Annotated in this window: 17 protein-coding genes and 1 pseudogene; 10 read left to right on the forward strand and 8 right to left on the reverse strand. The window is 72.7% G+C overall.

What is annotated here, in order from left to right:
- Positions 1-24 precede the first annotated feature (24 nt).
- The 5 genes from D7223_RS28635 to D7223_RS28655 form a co-directional block, all read right to left on the reverse strand.
- Entirely contained in the window at positions 25-1,119 is a 1,095-nt protein-coding gene (locus D7223_RS28635; RefSeq protein WP_120732064.1) for a magnesium and cobalt transport protein CorA, read from the reverse strand.
- Between the two features lie 97 nt (positions 1,120-1,216).
- Positions 1,217-1,771, reverse strand: coding sequence for a class F sortase (locus D7223_RS28640; protein ID WP_120732113.1), 555 nt, complete (start codon positions 1,769-1,771; stop codon positions 1,217-1,219).
- 157 nt (positions 1,772-1,928) lie between these two features.
- Positions 1,929-2,420 carry a hypothetical protein gene (locus D7223_RS28645; protein WP_120732066.1) on the reverse strand — a complete coding sequence of 164 codons (492 nt, stop codon included), beginning with the start codon at positions 2,418-2,420 and terminating at the stop codon, positions 1,929-1,931.
- A gap of 278 nt (positions 2,421-2,698) precedes the next feature.
- Positions 2,699-3,379, reverse strand: a complete 681-nt coding sequence (locus tag D7223_RS28650) for a response regulator (RefSeq protein ID WP_120732068.1) — start codon at positions 3,377-3,379, stop codon at positions 2,699-2,701.
- Entirely contained in the window at positions 3,376-4,542 is a 1,167-nt protein-coding gene (locus D7223_RS28655; protein ID WP_120732115.1) for a sensor histidine kinase, read from the reverse strand. The genes D7223_RS28650 and D7223_RS28655 overlap by 4 nt, the downstream gene beginning before the upstream one ends.
- Before the next feature lie 162 nt (positions 4,543-4,704).
- Between D7223_RS28655 and D7223_RS28660 the strand changes: the two genes are divergently transcribed.
- Positions 4,705-6,885: an MMPL family transporter gene (locus tag D7223_RS28660; protein WP_186832225.1), complete on the forward strand. Its 2,181-nt coding sequence runs from the start codon at positions 4,705-4,707 to the stop codon at positions 6,883-6,885.
- A gap of 54 nt (positions 6,886-6,939) precedes the next feature.
- Here D7223_RS28660 and D7223_RS28665 read toward each other — a convergent pair whose 3' ends face one another.
- Both D7223_RS28665 and D7223_RS28670 read right to left on the reverse strand, forming a co-directional pair.
- Positions 6,940-7,764, reverse strand: a complete 825-nt coding sequence (locus D7223_RS28665) for an ArsR/SmtB family transcription factor (protein ID WP_120732070.1) — start codon at positions 7,762-7,764, stop codon at positions 6,940-6,942.
- A 78-nt stretch (positions 7,765-7,842) separates the two neighbouring features.
- Positions 7,843-8,700: an NAD(P)-dependent oxidoreductase gene (locus tag D7223_RS28670; RefSeq protein ID WP_238162268.1), complete on the reverse strand. Its 858-nt coding sequence runs from the start codon at positions 8,698-8,700 to the stop codon at positions 7,843-7,845.
- Between the two features lie 185 nt (positions 8,701-8,885).
- On the opposite strand from D7223_RS28670, the gene D7223_RS28675 reads away from it, so the two are divergent.
- The 3 genes from D7223_RS28675 (at position 8,886) to D7223_RS28685 (ending at position 10,376) form a co-directional block, all read left to right on the forward strand.
- Complete coding sequence (locus D7223_RS28675; RefSeq protein ID WP_120732074.1) at positions 8,886-9,221, forward strand: winged helix-turn-helix transcriptional regulator; 336 nt, start codon at positions 8,886-8,888, stop codon at positions 9,219-9,221.
- A gap of 23 nt (positions 9,222-9,244) precedes the next feature.
- Positions 9,245-9,847, forward strand: a complete 603-nt coding sequence (locus D7223_RS28680) for a GNAT family N-acetyltransferase (protein WP_120732076.1) — start codon at positions 9,245-9,247, stop codon at positions 9,845-9,847.
- Between the two features lie 85 nt (positions 9,848-9,932).
- The gene (locus D7223_RS28685) at positions 9,933-10,376 is read left to right on the forward strand and encodes a peptidoglycan-binding domain-containing protein (protein ID WP_120732078.1); all 444 of its coding nucleotides are present in this window, start codon (positions 9,933-9,935) and stop codon (positions 10,374-10,376) included.
- A gap of 66 nt (positions 10,377-10,442) precedes the next feature.
- Here the strand turns inward: D7223_RS28685 and D7223_RS28690 are convergent, their stop codons facing one another.
- Positions 10,443-11,273 (reverse strand): class I SAM-dependent methyltransferase, encoded by an 831-nt coding sequence (locus tag D7223_RS28690; protein WP_120732080.1) that lies wholly within the window; start codon positions 11,271-11,273, stop codon positions 10,443-10,445.
- Positions 11,274-11,368: 95 nt separating this feature from the next.
- Between D7223_RS28690 and D7223_RS28695 the strand changes: the two genes are divergently transcribed.
- From D7223_RS28695 to D7223_RS28720, 6 genes and pseudogenes are all read left to right on the forward strand, one after another.
- Positions 11,369-12,616, forward strand: coding sequence for a lycopene cyclase family protein (locus D7223_RS28695; RefSeq protein ID WP_120732119.1), 1,248 nt, complete (start codon positions 11,369-11,371; stop codon positions 12,614-12,616).
- Positions 12,617-12,716: 100 nt separating this feature from the next.
- Positions 12,717-13,196 carry a ribonuclease HI gene (gene rnhA / locus D7223_RS28700; RefSeq protein ID WP_120732121.1) on the forward strand — a complete coding sequence of 160 codons (480 nt, stop codon included), beginning with the start codon at positions 12,717-12,719 and terminating at the stop codon, positions 13,194-13,196.
- A 162-nt stretch (positions 13,197-13,358) separates the two neighbouring features.
- Complete coding sequence (locus D7223_RS28705) at positions 13,359-14,504, forward strand: ABC transporter permease (protein WP_238162269.1); 1,146 nt, start codon at positions 13,359-13,361, stop codon at positions 14,502-14,504.
- An 80-nt stretch (positions 14,505-14,584) separates the two neighbouring features.
- Positions 14,585-16,336, forward strand: coding sequence for an ABC transporter substrate-binding protein (locus D7223_RS28710; RefSeq protein WP_120732082.1), 1,752 nt, complete (start codon positions 14,585-14,587; stop codon positions 16,334-16,336).
- Positions 16,337-16,392: 56 nt separating this feature from the next.
- Positions 16,393-17,382, forward strand: a complete 990-nt coding sequence (locus D7223_RS28715; protein ID WP_120732084.1) for an ABC transporter permease — start codon at positions 16,393-16,395, stop codon at positions 17,380-17,382.
- Positions 17,383-17,392: 10 nt separating this feature from the next.
- A pseudogene (locus D7223_RS28720) lies at positions 17,393-17,561 on the forward strand (ABC transporter ATP-binding protein); the annotation flags it as partial.

Below are 17,561 nucleotides of genomic sequence, written 5' to 3' on the forward strand. Positions count from 1 at the left end.
CCACCCCCGCAGCGCGGCGGGACGTCACAACCAGTTGGACCGGCGGAAGAGGCGGTGCAGGGTCACCGCGGCGAGGGCCATCAGGCCCAGCGCGCCCCAGTAGCCGTAACGCCAGGCCAGTTCCGGCATGTGGGCGAAGTTCATGCCGTACACCCCGGCGATGCCGGTCTGGGTGGCCGCGATGGCGGCCCACGCGGCGATCTTGCGCATGTCGTTGTTCTGGTCGACGGCGAGTTGCGTCAGTCGCGACTGGAGGATGGAGGTGAGCAGGTCGTCGTAGGAGCTGACCCGGTCGACGGCGCGGGCCAGCCGGGCGTCGACGTCGGCGAACCGGCGGCGCAGGCCGCGCGGCGGGCCGTCCGCCGGTGTGTCCAGCAGGACCCGCAGCGGCGCCTGCAACGGCAGGACCGCCCGCTTGAACTCCACCACCTCGCGCTTGAGCTGGTAGAGGTGCTGGATGTCGGCGGAGCGGTCCCGCGCGAACACCGACTCCTCGGCCCGCTCCAGGTCCCGCTCGACGTGCGCGGCGACCTCCAGGTAGAGGTCGACCATCCGGGCGCAGACCGCGTACGCCACCGCCCACGGTCCCTCGGCCAGGACGTCCGGTCGGCGCTGGATCTCGTCGCGCACCGTGGCCAGGGCCCCGACGGCGCCGTGCCGGACGGTGATGACGAACCGGTCGCCGAGCAGGACCAGCACGTCACCGGTGTCGACGACCTCGGAGGTGTCGGTCAGCTCACCGTGCCCGACGTATCCGGCGGTGCGCAGCACCAGCAGGGTCACCGTGCCGTCCTGCCGTACCGCCGGGCGGTGCCCGTCGGCCAGGGCGTGCTCCACGGTCAGGTCGTCCAGGCCGAAGGTCCGGCCCACGGCGGCCATCACGGCCGCACCCGGGTCGTGCAGGCCGAGCCAGACGAAGGCGTCGCGGCGGTGCCGTGTCCGGGCGTACGCGTCGGCGTAGTGCGGGCGGCCCGGCTCCCGCCGTCCGTCGAGGTAGACCGCGCAGTCGACCACCGCGTCCGGGTTGGCCCGCCGGGGTGTCGGGCCACGTGGTGCGGGGACCGCCCGCCCGAGCAGCCGGGTCACGAACTCCGGCAGTCGCACCCGTTCCCGTTGCACCGTCCACCTCCGTCGCGCCGGCCACCCGCGTCCGACACCGTACGCAGCTCCGCCGCGCCGTCCCGCACCGGATCCACGGTGGCGGTGGCGGGGCGGGTCAGGGGATCCGGGTGGCGAAGACGACGACGTTGTCGACGTAGTTGCCGCTGGACCGGTCGAACCGGCCGCCGCAGGTGATGACCCGCAGGCCGGCGGAGGTGCTCGGGCCGTAGACCTCGTCGGTGGGGAAGCGGTCCTTGGGATACGAGGCGACGGACTCGACGACGAAGCTGGCCACCCGGCCGTCCACCCGGGACACCCGGACCGTGTCGCCGGGGCGTAGCCGGCCGAGGTCGAAGAAGACCGCCGGACCGGCGGCCGAGTCGACGTGTCCGACGAGGACCGCGTTGCCGGTCTCGCCGGGGCTGGCACCGTGCCGGTACCACCCGGCGACGGTGGGTTTGTCCACCGGTGGCACCTCCAGCGTGCCCCGGTCGTCGACGCCGACCGCCACCAGCGGCGCGTCCACCCCGATCGCCGGGATCGACACGGCGACCGGATCTGCGCGGGGCAGCGGGGGCACCGCCGGGCCGGGTCGTGCCGGGCCGGGCGTGCCGGCCCCGGAGGGCCGGGGCGGGTTGCTGGACAGCACCGTCACCCCGGTGCCGACCATCCCGAGTCCGAGGGCGCCGAGCAGCGCGACGAGCGCCCAGCCGAACCTGTCGCGGGACAACGGCCCACCTCTCGTACGCGGTGACCCGGGTGCCCGCTCCGGTCGGACCGGTGCGGGCACCCGTTCTCCAGGGATGGAGACGTGCGGGTCGTGACCCTCAGGCGGTGGCCGCCACGACGGCGTGCCGACGACGGCGGGCCAGGATGAGGGCGCCGCCGGCGGCGGAGCCGAGCAGTGCGGCACCGGCGGCGACCGAACCGCCGCCGCCGGTGCCGCCCCCGGCGCCGGCCGGCGCGCCGCCGATCGGTGTGACGGCGAACGTGGCGCTACCCGCCGCGCTGCCGTCACCGCAGGTGGCGGCCACCGTGTAGGTGCCCAGGGTGAAGCCCGCGGTGAAGAGTTCGGCGCTCAGCCCGCCGCCCGCGGCGGCGGTGGTGGACCGGACGTTCTGGTCCCGGTCCGGGCCGGTCACGCGGAAGAGCGCGTCACCGGATTTCGGGTTGCAGGTGGTGGCGGTGAGCACGACCGTGCCGCCGACCGGGGTGCTGGCCGGTGACACCGTGGTGTCGGCCAGCGCGGCGCCGGGGAGCAGCAGCGTGCCGAGGCCCACGCCGACCGCCGCGGAAACGAGAACTCTCTGTGCCTTCATACGCGTCTTCCCTCACTTTTCGTCCGCTGACTGCGTGGGACGTCGTTCGGGTGGCCAACTCCGTGACTAGCACCGGTGTGCCCAACACTAGGAGGGTTGGGCCCCCGATCCGGTGAAAATGAGAATTCTTCGTTGCCGTCACGTGTCCACCCGGCGGACCCGGATGCCACCGCAGGGCCCCGCCGCGTGCCTCGCGAGGTCCGCGCGGTACGCGCCCTGCGGCGACCTTCGTCGGCCCCGACCGGGACCGGTGTGCACGGCTGTGGCGGGTGGGACGGTCAGCGCGGACCCTGCTGGCCGGGACGGACCAGACCCGACTCGTACGCCAGCACGACCGCCTGGACCCGGTCGCGCAGCCCGGTCTTGGCCAGGATCCGCTTGACGTGGGTCTTCACCGTCGACTCCTCGATCACCAGCCGGGCGGCGATCTCCGCGTTGGACAGGCCGCGCGACACCAGGTCCAGCACGTCGCGCTCGCGGGGGGTCAGCTCACGCAACCGCCGGTCCCGCGCCGGATCGGCCGGCTCGGCGTCGTGCCGCACCATCCGGCCGATCACGGTACGGGTGACCGAAGGGGCGAGCAGCGCCTCGCCGTCGGCGACGGTATGGATGCCGGCGATGAGCTGTTCCGGGCGGATCCGCTTCAGGACGAAGCCGGACGCCCCCGCCCGCAGCGCGCCGAAGACGTACTCGTCGTCCTCGAAGGTGGTCAGGATCAGCACCTTCGCCCGGTACCGCCCGGTGACGATCTCCCGGGTCGCCGCGACGCCGTCCATCCGTGGCATCCGGACGTCCATCAACACCACGTCCGGGTCCAGCGCGCGGGTCAACTCGACCGCCTCCCGGCCGTCGGACGCCTCGCCGACCACGTCGATGCCGTCGTCGACGGACAGCACCGCCCGCAGCCCGGCGCGCATCAGGTCGTCGTCGTCGACCAGCAGCACCCGCAGCCGGCTCACCGCGCCGAACCCGCGTACGGCAGGTGCGCCCGCAGCCGGAACGTCCCGCGCTCGGCGGCGGTCTCCAGGGTCCCGCCGAGCAGGAGCGCGCGCTCCCGCATGCCCACGATCCCGTGTCGGCCGCCGGTGGTCGCCCCGTCCGGCGCCGAGGCCGGGTTGCAGACCGTGATGTCGACCGCCTCGGCTCCGCAGTGGACGGTGACCTCGGCGCTGCCGTCACCGTGCCGGGCGGCGTTGGTCAGCGACTCCTGCAGGATGCGGTAGGTCGCCCACGCCACGCTGCGGGGCAACGGCTCCGGCGGCGGGCGTACCTCCGCCTCGATGCGCAGCCCGTCGAGGCGGTGCCGGTCCAGCAGCTCCTCCAGTGCCCCCGGGTCCGCCGGGACCGGCACGTCGGCGTCGTCGTCGCGCAGCGCACGGACCATCCGCTCCATCTCCACGATCGTGGCGCGGGCGACGTCCTCGACGGTGCCCAGGGCGCGCAGGGACCGTTGCGGGTCGCGGGCGTGGGTCAGCCGCGCCGCGCCGGCCTGTACCAGGATCACGTTGATCGCGTGGCCGGCCGAGTCGTGCAGTTCGCGGGCGATCCGGGTGCGTTCCTCGGCCACCGCCAGGCGGCGTTCCCGCTCCACCTCCCGGGCGGCCCGGGTGGCGCGCTCCTCCAGGGCGGCGATGCGTTCCCGGCGGACCCGGGTCAACTCGCCGGCCAACCACGCCCCGGCGAACGCCAACGCCCAGAACAGGATGCCCGACGCCGTGCTGTGGCTGCGGTACCCGGCCGCCGCGTACACGCCGGCCGCCACCGGCACGAAGATCCCCACCGCCGCCCGGGCCGCCCAGCGCCGGTCCGGCCGGGGATCGCCGCCGTACGTGTCGGCGAGGGTGTAGACCGCCACCACGCAGCCGAACGGGAAATCCAGCGGATAGCCCAGCGCCAGCAGCGCGCCGGTGCACGCCGCGATGGCCAGGTAGACCAGCAGTGGCGCCCGGCGGCGGGCCAGCAGCGGCAGCGACGCGCCGAGCACCAGTGCGACGCCCGGGGCGTCGAGGCCGGTGGCGTCCGGCGTCGGGGTGCCGAGCCCGTCCAGGGTCAGCACCAGCAGCGACGCGACGAGCACCAGCGCGGCGACGCCGGCGTCCACGGCCTGCTCTCGACGGGTCACCACCCGAGGTTAACCGTGGCTGGCGCCGCCGCGGGTCACCCCGGGGAAGCATCCTCCGTCCCCCCGTGGGGGTACCCCGGAATCCCCTCCCGGGGCGTCGTCACGCGGCGTCCACCGTTCGTAGCGTTGCCGCCGTCAATCCGGATCGAGGAGGTCGTCACCGTGCTTGTCGAACAGAATCCGTCCCCCGGGACGGCGCCGCCGTCCCGGCCGAGCCGGTTCGCGCGGCTGGCCGGATGGTCCACCCGGCACCGCTGGTGGGCGCTGCTGTCCTGGCTGGTCGTCCTGGTCGCGGTGAGTGTCGGCGCGCAGGCGGTCGGCGCGGACTACCGGGACGACGTGTCGTTGCCCGGCACCGAGTCGCAGCGGGCGCTGGACACACTGCGGGAACGGTCCCCGCAGGCCGCCGGTAGCACCGTGCAGATCGTGGTGGCCGACCCGGACGGGCTGCGGACACCGGAGAACGAGGGTCGGGTCGAGGGCATGCTGGCCCAGGTCCGCGCCCTGCCGTCGGTGGCCGACGTGCGCAGCCCGTTCCGCGACCCCGGCGCGCTCAACGGCGACGGCACCGTCGGGTACGCCACGGTGACCCTGGACGGGGAGACGGCCGACGTGCCCGCGCAGGACGTACGCGAGCTGGTCGACACCGCCCGGCAGATCGACGGCGACGGGCTGCGGGTGGAGGTGGGCGGCGACGCGGTGGTCGCCGGCGAGGAGGGCGGTGGCGGGCCGGCGGAGGGGCTCGGCCTGCTCGCCGCGCTGGTCATCCTCGTGCTGCTGTTCGGGTCGGTGCTGGCCGCCGGCCTGCCGATCGTCATCGCCGTGTTCGCCGTCGGTACCGCGATGGGCCTGGTGGCGCTCGCCTCCCACGTGGCCACGGTCGCCAGCTACACCACGCCGCTGATGGTGCTGGTCGGGCTCGGCGTCGGTATCGACTACGCGTTGCTGCTCTTCTCCCGCTACCGGGGCGAACTGCTCGCCGGCGCCACCGGGGAGCAGGCGACCCGGCGGGCGGTGGACACCGCCGGGCGTACCGTCCTGTTCGCCGGCACCACCGTGATCCTCGCGCTGCTCGGTCTGGTGGTGCTGGGACTGGGCTCGTTGCAGGGTGTCGCGGTGGCGGTGGCGCTGACCGTGGCCACCACGATGGTCGCGGCGCTGGTGCTGCTGCCGGCCCTGCTGGCGGTGCTGAGCCGGCGGATCGAGCGGGCGGTGCGCCGCCGGGCCGAGCGGGGCCGCCACGACGGGGCCCGGTGGGCCGCCTGGTCGACGTTCGTGCAGCGCCGTCCGTGGACCGCGGCACTGCTGGCGCTGGTGGCCCTGCTCGCCCTCGCGGCCCCGGTGCTGGGCATGCGGCTGGGCATCGCCGACCCCGGCAACGGCGACCCGGCCAAGACCAGCCGGCAGGCGTACGACCTGCTGGCCCGCGGCTTCGGGCCGGGCTTCAACGGCCCCCTCGTGGTCGTGGTGGACGCCTCCGACGCGGCCGGCGCCGACCCGCGGGCGGCGGCGGAGCGGGCCCGGCCGGTGCTGGCCGGCACGCCCGGGGTGGCCGGGGTGAGCACGCCGTTCCCCACCGCGGACGGCCGGACCGCCACCATGGTGGTGTTCCCGGACGCCAAGCCGCAGGACGCCCGGACCGCCGACCTGGTGCGGCGGCTGCGGGCCGACGTGCTGCCCCCGCTGCGGGCCGACAGCGGCGCGGCGTTCCTGGTCGGCGGCACCACCGCCGCCACGGTGGACTTCTCCGCCGCGGTCGCCGAGCGGCTGCCGCTGTTCGTCGCGGTGGTGGTCGGCCTGTCGTCGCTGCTGCTGGTGCTGGTGTTCCGGTCGCTGCTGATCCCGGTGAAGGCGGCGGTGCTCAACCTGCTCAGCGTCGGCGCCGCGCTGGGCGTGGTGACCCTGGTGTTCCAGCAGGGATTCCTCGCCGACGTCCTGGGTGTCCAGCCCGGCCCGATCGAGGCGTTCGTGCCGGTGCTCATCTTCGCCATCGCGTTCGGGCTCTCGATGGACTACGAGATCTTCCTGCTGGCCCGGATGCACGAGCACTGGGAGCAACACCACGACGCGCCGGCGGCGATCCGGCACGGGGTCGCGACCACCGGCCGGATCGTCACCGCCGCCGCCGCGATCATGGTGGTCGTCTTCGGGTCGTTCCTGTTCGACCCCGGCCGGATGCTCAAGCAGTTCGGGCTCGGCCTGGCCGTGGCCGTGCTGGTCGACGCCCTGGTGATCCGGTGCCTGATCGTGCCGGCGGTGATGCAGCTGTTCGGCCGCTGGGCGTGGTGGCTGCCCGCGCCGCTGGCCCGCCGGCTGCCCCGGGTGGCCCTCGAACACCGCTGAGCGAGCGGCCGGCGCACGGGACGCGCCCGTGCGCCGGCGCCCGGTGCCGGTGGTTCAGCCCGCCGGCACCGGGTCGGGCAGCGGGTCGCCGGTCTCCAGCAGGGTCTTCACGCTGGCCAGCAGCTCCGGCCAGCCGCCGCCGTCGCCGAGCTGGCCGCTGATCGCCCGGTACATCTCGCTGTCCGGGTCGAAGTCGTCGTGCACCACGGTGAGCTTCACGAAGCCGCCGTACCGGGCGATCTCGAAGCTCACCTTCGAGCGGCGCTCGTCCTGCCGGGCGGCCAGTTCCTCGGCCGACCAGCCGAAGTGCGCGGCGTGCTCGGCGGAGAAGCCGTGCCAGCTGTAGGACAGCAGCCGGTGCGGCTCGGCGGCCAGCACGTGCTGGCCGAGGTCCCGGAACTCGCCGCCGGGGGAGTCCTGCCACAGCACCGGGGAGCCGACCCGCCAGTCCGAGCGCAGCGCGACGCCGCCCCAGTAGCGGCGGGTGAACTCGGGCTCGGTGAGGGCCGCCCAGAGCCGCTCCGGCGTGGTGTTGATGTAGGTGGTGTAGACGAACGTCGGACTCTCCATCGGCTCCCGCTCCAGTGCTCTGCGTAGGTCCCCGAGCGCGCGTACCCGCTCGCGGTCGTACCGGCCGATCCACCGTTCGGCGATCGCGTCGATCGGCGCGGGGTTGAGGTAGTGCAGCTTCTCCCGCCCGCGCCGCACGGTGCTGACCAGGTTGGCGGCCTCCAGGACCGCCAGGTGCTTGCTGACCGACTGCCGCGTCATGGCCAGCCCGGCGCACAGCTCGCGCAGGCTCTGGCCGTTGCGGAGGTTGAGGTCGTCGAGCAGCCGGCGTCGACTGGCGTCGGCCAGTGCGCGGAACACCTCGTCCACCCCGTCACCTCTTATATGCAGCCGTCCGGTTGCCTGTCAGGATAGGCAACCGGACGGCTGCGTGTCCAGCGCTCGGGCTCAGCCTTCCGCCTGATAGGCCCGCGTCAGGCGGGCGAAGTCGTCGTCACCGTGCCCGTCCCGGATGACCCGCCGGGCCGCCGCGAGCGCGGCGCGGAGCTGCGCGGCGTCGAGCCCGAGGGCCTCGCTCGCCTCGACGACGTGTGACATGCCGGCGGCGGCGGACCGCACCGTGGACACGTCGGCCACGTGGTCGTCGGTGCTGATCCGGCGGGCGAGGTCGTCGACCAGGTCCGGCAGCAGGCCGACGACCCCCCGCGCGTACGGGGCCAGGTCGCCGGGAGTGACCCCGGCCGCGCCGGCGACGGCGAAGGCGTGGGCGATACCACTCATCGCGGTCCAGAAGGCGTCCAGCAGGGCCACGTCGTGCGCGGCGGCCCGCCCGGGTTCGGCACCGAGCCAGTCGGCGGTGCCGCCGAGGGCGGCGAGGGTCCGGCGGTGACGCTGCCAGACCGGTTCCGGGCCGCTGTAGAGCACCAGCGCGTCCGGTCCGCCGATGGTGGGCGCGGGTGTCATGATCGCCCCGTCCAGATAGTCGATCCGGTGCCCGGCGGCCCACCGGGCCATCTCCCGCGCCCGCTGCGGGGTGTCCGCCGTCAGGTTGACCAGTGCCCGGCCACGCAGGGCGTCCACCGCAGGTCGCACCGTCCGCTGGACCGCGTCGTAGTCGATGACGCAGGTGATCGTTAACGGGCTCGCCCGCACCGTGTCCACGACGGAGTCCCCGCGGCGCGCCCCTTCCCGCACGAGCGGGTCGGCCCGCGACCGCGTGCGGTTCCAGACGGTGACGGGGTGGCCGGCGGTCAACAGGGCGCGGGCGAGCGCCCGGCCCATCGGCCCCAGGCCGATGACGGACACGGGAATACGACGGTCTTCGGACAAGGGTTTGGCTCCTTCACGACGTCACGACAGGTCAGGGCCGGCCGTACGGCGGTTGCCTCGCCGCCGGGGCGACCCTCATCCTGGGTCGGTACGCGCAACACGGACAAGTACCGACCTTTTCCTCAGGTACTGACCTTTTTCTCAGTGCGAAGGTGGCCGACGTGAAGAAGCGGACCTACTCGTGCGGACTCGACGCCGCCGTCGACGTGGTGGGCGGCAAGTGGAAGGCGCTCATCCTGTGGGAACTGCACACCGGCGTGCGGCGGTTCGCCGAGTTGCGGCGGGGGATCGATGGCATCAGCGAGAAGATGCTCATCCAGCAGCTGCGCGAGATGGAGACGTACGGTCTGGTCCACCGGGAGGTGCACCGGCAGGTGCCGCCCAAGGTGGAATACTCGCTCACCGACTTCGGACGGTCGCTGAACGAGGCGTTGATCCCACTCGGTGACTGGGGCGAGCGGCACATGTCGACGATCGAGGCGATCCCCCGGGACTGACCGGCGCCGGTTAGAGTCGCCCGGTGACCGAGATCCACACCGAGCGGCTGACGCTGCGGCACTGGCGGGAATCGGACCTCGACCCCTGGGCCGCGGTGAACGCCGACCCCGAGGTGATGCGCTTCCTCGGCCCGCCGCTCACCCCGCAGCGGTCCACCGCCGCCGCCCGTCGCTGGCAGGAGGTGCTCGACCGGCGCGGCTACGGGTTCTGGGCGGTCGAGGTGCGTGACACCGGCGAGTTCGTCGGCGTCACCGGCCTGGACCGGATGGACGAGGGGATGCCGTTCAGCGGGGTCGAGGTCGGCTGGCGCCTGGCCCGACCGGCCTGGGGTCACGGCTACGCCACCGAGGCGGCCCGCGCCGCGCTGGCGTACGGCTTCGACACCGTGGGCCTTCCGGAGATCCTCGCCGTCGTCACCGCGCCCAACGCCCGGTCCCACGCCCTGGCGCGCCGGCTCGGGATGACCACCGATCCGGCCGAGGACTTCGACCACCCGAGGGTCACCGACGAGCGACTGCGTCGCCACGTGATCCACCGGCTCCGGGCCGAGGCGTACCGGTCCCGGTCGGTGGCGCGGTCCGCGGTCCGTGGCGACGGGCAACACGGCAGCGTGCGCCCTTGTTAGCCTTCCACTCAGGACACACGCCCGCACGTCCGGCCCCCGCCGCGTGTGCCCGACCCGGGGGCACGACGAACGGAGACTCCTCAGCGTGATCAACCTGAACGGCGGCCTGGGCCGCTGGGCCATCGGTGCGGTGACCCTGGTGGCCAGCACCGCGGTCGCGGTGGGTGTGTCCGCCGCGCCCGCCCAGGCGGCCGCCCCACGCTGCAACGCGGTGGCGTTCATTCCCTACATCCACGGCGGCGGCGGTCAGCTGGAGGTCCCGGTCTACCGCACCAGCGGCTCCAACTCGCTGCTGTGCGTCATGTCCTACGGGGACCGGGGTGACGACGTCAGCCAACTCCAGTGGACCCTCAACTACTGCTACGGCGAGGGCCTGTCGCTGGACGGCGACTTCGGCAGCAGGACCAAGTCGGCGCTGATCCGCGCCCAGAAACGCGAGGGCATCGGCGCCGACGGGATCTACGGTCCGCAGACCGCCCAGGCGCTCCGGTTCCCCTGGATCCCCTACGGTGGCTGCCGCGAGACATAGGCCACCGGGCCGACCCGGCCGTCGGGGCGGGCCACCGCGACCCGCCCCGACGCCCACCGCCAGACCCTAGCCGCCGGTGCGGACGGCCTGGAGGGTGTAGGTCTGTGGCACCCGCCACGGCCGGTCCCGCAACCGGTGCTCGCCGTGCTCGTCGGCCACCGTCGCCCCGGGCAGGGCGTCCCACGGCGCGCTGTCGTGCTCGACCAGCATGGTCAGCGTGAACCCCGCGTCGAGCAGCGCGCTCACCACCTCGCCCAGGCCGTGGTTCCACTCGTACGACCGGTTGTGCGTGAAGACGGCGTCCGTCTCGACATAGGTGCCCGGCTCGTCCCACATCGTCGGCTCGGGACGTTCGAAGTAGGGGTGTTCGACCGCGAGCAGGCCGTCGCGGCGGGTGTCGTCGAGTGCCCACAGCATCGGGTGGCCCTCGCGCAGGAACAACCGGCCGCCCGGACGCAGCAGCGCGGCCACCACGGACGCCCACCGGCGGATGTCCGGCAGCCAGCACAGCGCGCCCACGCCCGTGTACACCAGGTCGAACCCGCCCCGGCCCAGGGCGGCCGGGGCCTCGTACACGTCGGACCGGACGAAGTCGACCGCCGCGCCGGTGCGTTCGGCGAGACCCCGGGCCTGCGCGAGTGAGGCGGGGGAGAAGTCCAGGCCGGTCATCCGCGCGCCGAGGCGGTGCAGGGAGATCGTGTCGGTGCCGATGTGGCACTGCAGGTGCACCCCGCGCAGCCCGGCCACGTCGCCGAGGCGGGGCAGGTCGAAGCGCACCACCTCGCTCAGGTACGCCGGGTCGGCGACGAACCGCTCCACCGCGTATCCCGGTGAGGCCGCGTGCGCGGCGGCCCGGTCGTCCCAGTTGGCCCGGTTGGCGTCCAGGTGCTCGTCCATGCCGGCGACGGTCGCACACGTCCGCGCCGCCGCGCCAACCGATAACCGGGCGGCCGGTCGCCACCCGATCCGACCGGTGTGGCAGCGTGGTGGGGGTGCGCAGTCCCGCCGCCCTCGACGTCGACCTGGCCCTGGTCGGCGGCGGCGGCGCGGCCTCCCTGGTTCTCGCCGCGCTCGACCGGCACCGGGTCCGCGACCTGCGGATCGCCGTCATCGACCCGGTGCACCGGCGCGGCCAGGACCGCACCTGGGCCTTCTGGGACCACCCCGGCAACGACCTCGACCCGCTGCTGGCGGCGAGCTGGCAGCGGGTCGAGGTGGCGACGCCAACGCGACGCCGCGTGCTGGACCTCGACCCGCTGCGGTACGCCATGCTGCGCTCGGGCCCGGTCTACGACCGGGCTGCCGAGGCGGAGCGGCGGCTGGGCGTGCGCAGGGTCGGCGCGCCGGCCGACGAACTCGACGACGACGGGCACCGGGTCACCGTGCGGACCGCCGACGGCGGGCCGGTCGTCCGGGCGTCCTGGGTGCTCGACTCCCGCCCCCGGCCACCCCGGCGGGCCGGCCGGACCAACTGGTTGCAGCACTTCCGGGGCTGGTGGCTGGAGGCCGACGGCCCGCTGTTCGACCCGAGCCGCGCGATCCTGATGGACTTCCGCACCCCGCAGCCCGCCCGGGGGGTCTCGTTCGGCTACGTGCTGCCGGTCGACGACCGCTTCGCCCTGGTGGAGTACACCGAGTTCACCCCCGCCCTGCTCACCGAAGCCGGCTACGACGCGGCGCTCGCCGGCTACCGCGACCTGCTGGGTCTGGACCCGACTCGGCTGCGGGTGCGGGAGGTGGAGAACGGGGTCATCCCGATGACCGACGCGCCCTTCGACCCCCGGCCCAGCCCCCGGGTGGTCCGGCTCGGCACCGCCGGCGGCGCCACCCGACCCTCCACCGGGTTCACCTTCTCCGCGATGCACCGCCAGGCCGAGCAGGTCGCCCGCGCGCTGGCCGCCGGCCGGCCGCCGGTGCCCGCGCCCGCGTACCCCCGGCGGCACCGCTGGATGGACGCGGTCGCGCTGCGGGCGCTGGACTCCGGCGGCGTCGGCGGCCCGGAGTTCTTCGACCGGCTCTTCGACCGCAACCCGGCGTCCCGGGTGCTGCGCTTCCTCGACGGCACCACCAGCCCGGCCGAGGAGGTGGCGCTGATGAGCACCACCCGGATGCTGCCGATGCTCGCCGCCACCGCGGGCGACGCCGCCGGCCGGGTCCGCGACCGGGTCGACCCGGCCCGCCGCGCGGCGACGTGGACCGTCCCGCCCGCCGTGGTCGGCGGGCGGGACGCCGACGACTGACCCGAGCGGATCAGCCACCCTGCCACACCGTCCAGTCCCGGGCGTGGATTCCCGGGTGCCGATCGCGGATCACCCCGCGACGTTCGGTAGGTTCGCCGACATGGTGGACGCGGCGCCCGGCAGGGTCGTGCGGATCTGGACCGACGGCGCGTGCAGCGGCAACCCCGGGCCGGGTGGGTGGGGAGCGGTGCTGCGCTACGGCGGGCACGAGCGGGAACTGTGCGGGGGAGAGGCCACCCCCACCACCAACAACCGGATGGAACTGATGGCGGCCATCCGGGCGCTGGAGAGCCTGACCCGGCCGGTCACCGTGGAACTGCACACCGACAGCACGTACGTGCGCAACGGGATCACCGGCTGGCTCGCCTCGTGGAAGCGCAACGGCTGGCGGACGGCGGCGAAGCAACCGGTCAAGAACGCCGACCTGTGGCAGCGGCTGGAGGCGGCGTGCGTACGCCACGAGGTGACCTGGCTGTGGGTCAAGGGCCACAACGGCCACCCGGAGAACGAACGCGCCGACGCGCTGGCCAACCGGGGGATGATCGAGGCGCGCGCCGCGGCGTCACCCGCCGGTCGCTGAGCCGGCAGTCCCGCCGACCGGGAGCCACCGTCGATCCGGAAACGGCCGGACGGATGACAACCGCATCGACGTTCTCCGCGTTCCACCACGCGACCGAATGTCCGATCGGATGACAACCGATCCGGTCCGTTATCGCAAAGAGCCTTTCGCGTAGCCGAACCGTTGTCGATCGTTGACAACCGATCAGGTCGTTATCCGAACGATTCCTTAACCCCCTTTACGTTCCCCTATCGTCGGCCTGGAGAAGCAGTTCATCCGACGAAGGGGACCGCGATGAGCGACACGTCCCACCCCACCCTGAACCGTGCCGGCGAATCACCCGATCCGATGGCCGAGGTGAATTCGCCGGTCGATGTGATCCCCGTCCACCGGCGGCGGGAGATCGTCGGTCGGTCGCCCGGCCAGCTCGCCTGGCTGCGGCTCAAGCGGGATCGAACGGCGTTGGCGAGCGCCGTGACCTTGGTCGTGGCCGTGTGCGTCGCCCTCGCCGCGCCGGCGATCCAATGGCTGACCGGAATCGACCCGACCGACAAGTTCGTCGATCAGCTCAACGATTTCGGGATGCCACTCGGATATGCCGGTGGAATCAGTTCCGACCATCTTCTCGGGTTGGAGCCGGGCAGTGGTCGCGACATTCTCCTGCAACTGGTCTACGGATTGCGCACCTCGTTGTTCATCGCCTTCGTGTCCGCGGTGCTGGCCTCGGTGGTCGGGGTGGCCGTGGGCATCGTCGCCGGTTACGCCCGCGGCTGGCTGGACAGCGTCGTGAGCTGGGTCATCGACGTGACGCTCGCCTTCCCGTTCCTCATCTTCGCGCTCGCGGTCATCCCCATCGTCGAGGACCGTTTCTTCACCGCCCGCGAGGCGCCGCCGCCGAGTTTCCGGATCGCCCTCATCATCGCCACCTTCGGGCTCTTCAGCTGGACGTACACCGCTCGGCTGGTCCGTGGACAGGTCATCTCGCTGCGCGAGCGGGAGTTCGTCGAGGCCGCCCGGGCCGCCGGCGCGGGCACCGGGCACCTGCTGCTGCGCCAGCTGCTGCCGAACATCTGGGCCCCGATCCTCGTCACCCTCTCGCTGAACGTGCCCCAGTTCATCGCGGTGGAGGCGGCCCTCGCGTTCGTCAACATCGGCGTCACCGAACCGACGCCCGACCTCGGCCGGATGATCTACAACAGCATCGGCTACGTCGCGAGCGACCCGTACTACACCCTGTTCCCCGGGCTGACGATCTTCGTGCTCGTACTGGCGTTCAACCTGTTCGGCGACGCGCTGCGCGACGCCCTCGATCCGCGCTCCGCCCGGTAACCGAAATCCGATCACCGACCGTTCGTCCGGTCAGCGGCGGGCCCGTCCGGGCCCAGGCCGGGCGAGGAGGGAGATGCACCGTGCACAGAAGAGCCCGCAGACTGTCGATCGGCGTCCTGTCCGTGGCGTTGCTCGCCGCCGGATGTACCCGGACCGGCGAAGACGGCGGCACCGGCAGCGAAAATGAGGAGGCTAAGACCCAGACCGGCTCGATCTCGTACCAGGCGGATGACAACCAGGGCCCCGCGGCGGCCGTCGAGGGCGCCACGAAGGGCGGAATCCTCACCGTCCTGCGGGACTTCGACTTCGAGCATCTCGATCCGGCGCGCAACTACGTGAGCAACCAGTTGCTGACCGGTGGTCTGCTCTACCGGTCGCTGACCGGCTACAAGGAGAACGGCACCGGCGAGTTGCTCCTCGTGGGTGACCTGGCCAGGGACCCCGGCAAGGACGTCAACGGCGACTGCAGGGTCTGGGAGTTCACTCTTCGCGACGGGCTGACGTACGAGGACGGCTCGCCGATCACCTCGAAGGACGTCGCGTACGGTGTGGCGCGCTCCTTCGCCCCGCAGCTCAACGAGGGACCGCACTACATCCAGCAGTGGCTCTACCCGGGCGGCGAGTACAACGCCAGGTACCAGGGGCCGTACGACGGCGGCAAGCCGGCGCCCGACGGGGTGGAGACCCCGGACGACAAGACCATCCGTTTCACCTTCGCCGACCCCCACTGCGACATGCCGTACGCGGCGGCCATGCCCACCACCGCGCCGGTGCCGGCGGCCAAGGACACGAAGACCAACTACGACCTGCGGCCGTTCTCCTCGGGGCCGTACAAGGTGAAGTCGTACCAGCGGGACGTGGCGCTGGAGTTGGAGCGCAACCCGAACTGGGACCCGGACAGCGACCCGCTGCGTACCGCCTACCCGGACGGCTTCCGGTTCACCTTCGGCCTGGAGGGGGCGCAGATCGCCGAGCGGCTCGTCGCCGACGCCCCGGCCGACCAGGCCGCGTTCACCTGGACCGACGTGCCGCCCGCCGTGCTGTCCCGGACCACCTCCGGTCCGGTCGCCGAGCGGGTGGTGAAGGGCCCGACACAGTACGTCTGGGTGCTCAACATCAACACCCAGCGGGTCGTCGACCTCAACATCCGTAAGGCGTTGAACTACGCCGTCGACAAGGACGCGACGCTCAAGGCGATCGGTGGCCGGGCCGCCGGCACGCCGGCCACCACGCTGATGTCGCCGACCACGGCCGGCTGGCAGGAGTACGACGTGTTCGGCGCGCCGCCCGGCGGGGACTCGGCGAAGGCGAAGGAACTACTCGGTGGCCAGACGCCGGAGCTGGTGCTGGCGCACGCCAACACCGAGCTGCGCACACAGCAGGCCGAGGCGGTCCGGAAGAGCCTCACCGAGCGTGGGTTCAAGATCATCATGAAGTCGATCGAGTCGTCGGGCTACTACGACGAGGTCGGCCGGAAGAACAACCCGTACGACCTGTACCTGGGCGGTTGGGGCGCGGACTGGCCGACCGGTTCCACGGTCATCCCGCCGCTCTACGACGGCCGGGGGATCGGGCCGGAGGGTAACCAGAACCTCTCCTACCTCAACGACCCCGGCATCAGCGCGGAGATCGATCGGGTGCGGAAGCTGCCCGCGGCCGAGCAGGACGCCGAGTGGATCAAGCTCGACGAGAAGATCATGCGCGACCTGGTTCCCGTTGTCCCGCTCTACTACGACGCCGCCTACGTGCTGCGCGGCTCGAAGGTCGGCAACGCCTTCCTCAGTGACGCCTTCGGTGCCATCCAGGTGAACAACATCTACGTCAAGCAGTGACGCCGTGCGGGGAGCGGCTCGTCCGCTCCCCGCCGTACCCCCGAGAGGTTCGACGGATGCTCCGCTTCATCGTCCGACGGCTGCTCGTCGCGGCCGTCACCCTCGCCGTCATCAGCCTGGTCACGTTCGGGCTGTTCTTCGCGGTTCCCAGCAGCCCGGCCAAGGTGATGTGCGGCAAGAACTGCACCGCCGCGGACATCGCCCAGGTCGAGGAGCGGTTGGGTATCCGCGACCCGCTGCCCGAGCAGTACGTCGCCTTCGTCCGGGGGATCGCGGTGGGACGCACCTTCGGCGAGGGAGACTTCCGACGCGAGTGCCCGGCTCCCTGCCTCGGCTACTCGTTCCGCAACGACCAGCCGGTCACCGAGATCGTCGCCCAGCGAGCCCCGGTGACGATCAGTATCGTCGGCGGCGCGGCCGTCGTCTGGATCCTGCTCGGCGTCTCCCTGGGCATGGTGTCGGCGCTCCGACAGGGGACCGTCTTCGACCGGATGGCCATCGGCGTCAGCCTCGCCGGAGCGTCGATGCAGGTCTACTTCTTCGGCCTCATCCTGCTCTACGTCCTCGTGTACTCCACGGGACTGCTGCCCTTCCCCAGCTACACACCGCTCACCGAGCATCCTGGACGGTGGGCGCTGGGGCTGCTGCTGCCCTGGATGACCCTGGGCTTCCTGAACTCGGCGCTCTACGCCCGGCTGGCCCGGGCGCAGATGGTGGAGACGCTGTCCGAGGACTTCGTCCGCACGGCGCGCGCCAAGGGCCTGCCACGTCGTCAGGTCTACGGCCGGCATGCCCTACGGGCCGCGATCACCCCGATCGTGACCATCGCCGGCCTCGACGTGGGTACCGCCCTCGGCGGCACCTTCATCACGGAGACCATCTTCGGCCTTCAGGGCCTCGGCAAGGCCACGGTCGAGGCGGTGCAGTTCCTGAACCTGCCGGTGGTGATGGCCACCGTGCTGCTCGCGGCGATCTTCATCGTGGTCGCCAACATCGTCGTCGACCTGCTGTACGCGGTCATCGACCCGCGCGTACGGCTGAGTTGAGGGAGGAAGGATGACCGACATCGCGGTGCCCGCAGCACGCGAGCCGGGCCCTTACCTGCGGGTGGAGGACCTGCGGGTGCGTTTCGACACCGAGGACGGGACGGTCCGTGCGGTGGACGGGGTGTCGTTCAGCGTCGATCGGGGGCGGACTCTGGGCATCGTCGGCGAGTCCGGCTCCG

The organism is Micromonospora endolithica (genome assembly GCF_003626595.1).
Taxonomy (GTDB): Bacteria; Actinomycetota; Actinomycetes; order Mycobacteriales; family Micromonosporaceae; genus Micromonospora; species Micromonospora endolithica.

Bases quoted from the DNA above. Each gene is read 5' to 3' on its own strand.
- D7223_RS28690 (WP_120732080.1), bottom strand. From the start codon at position 11,273: ATGGACGAGCACCTGGACGCCAACCGGGCCAACTGGGACGACCGGGCC.
- rnhA (WP_120732121.1), top strand. From the start codon at position 12,717: ATGGTGGACGCGGCGCCCGGCAGGGTCGTGCGGATCTGGACCGACGGC.
- D7223_RS28715 (WP_120732084.1), top strand. From the start codon at position 16,393: ATGCTCCGCTTCATCGTCCGACGGCTGCTCGTCGCGGCCGTCACCCTC.
- D7223_RS28640 (WP_120732113.1), bottom strand. From the start codon at position 1,771: ATGGTCGGCACCGGGGTGACGGTGCTGTCCAGCAACCCGCCCCGGCCC.
- D7223_RS28645 (WP_120732066.1), bottom strand. From the start codon at position 2,420: ATGAAGGCACAGAGAGTTCTCGTTTCCGCGGCGGTCGGCGTGGGCCTC.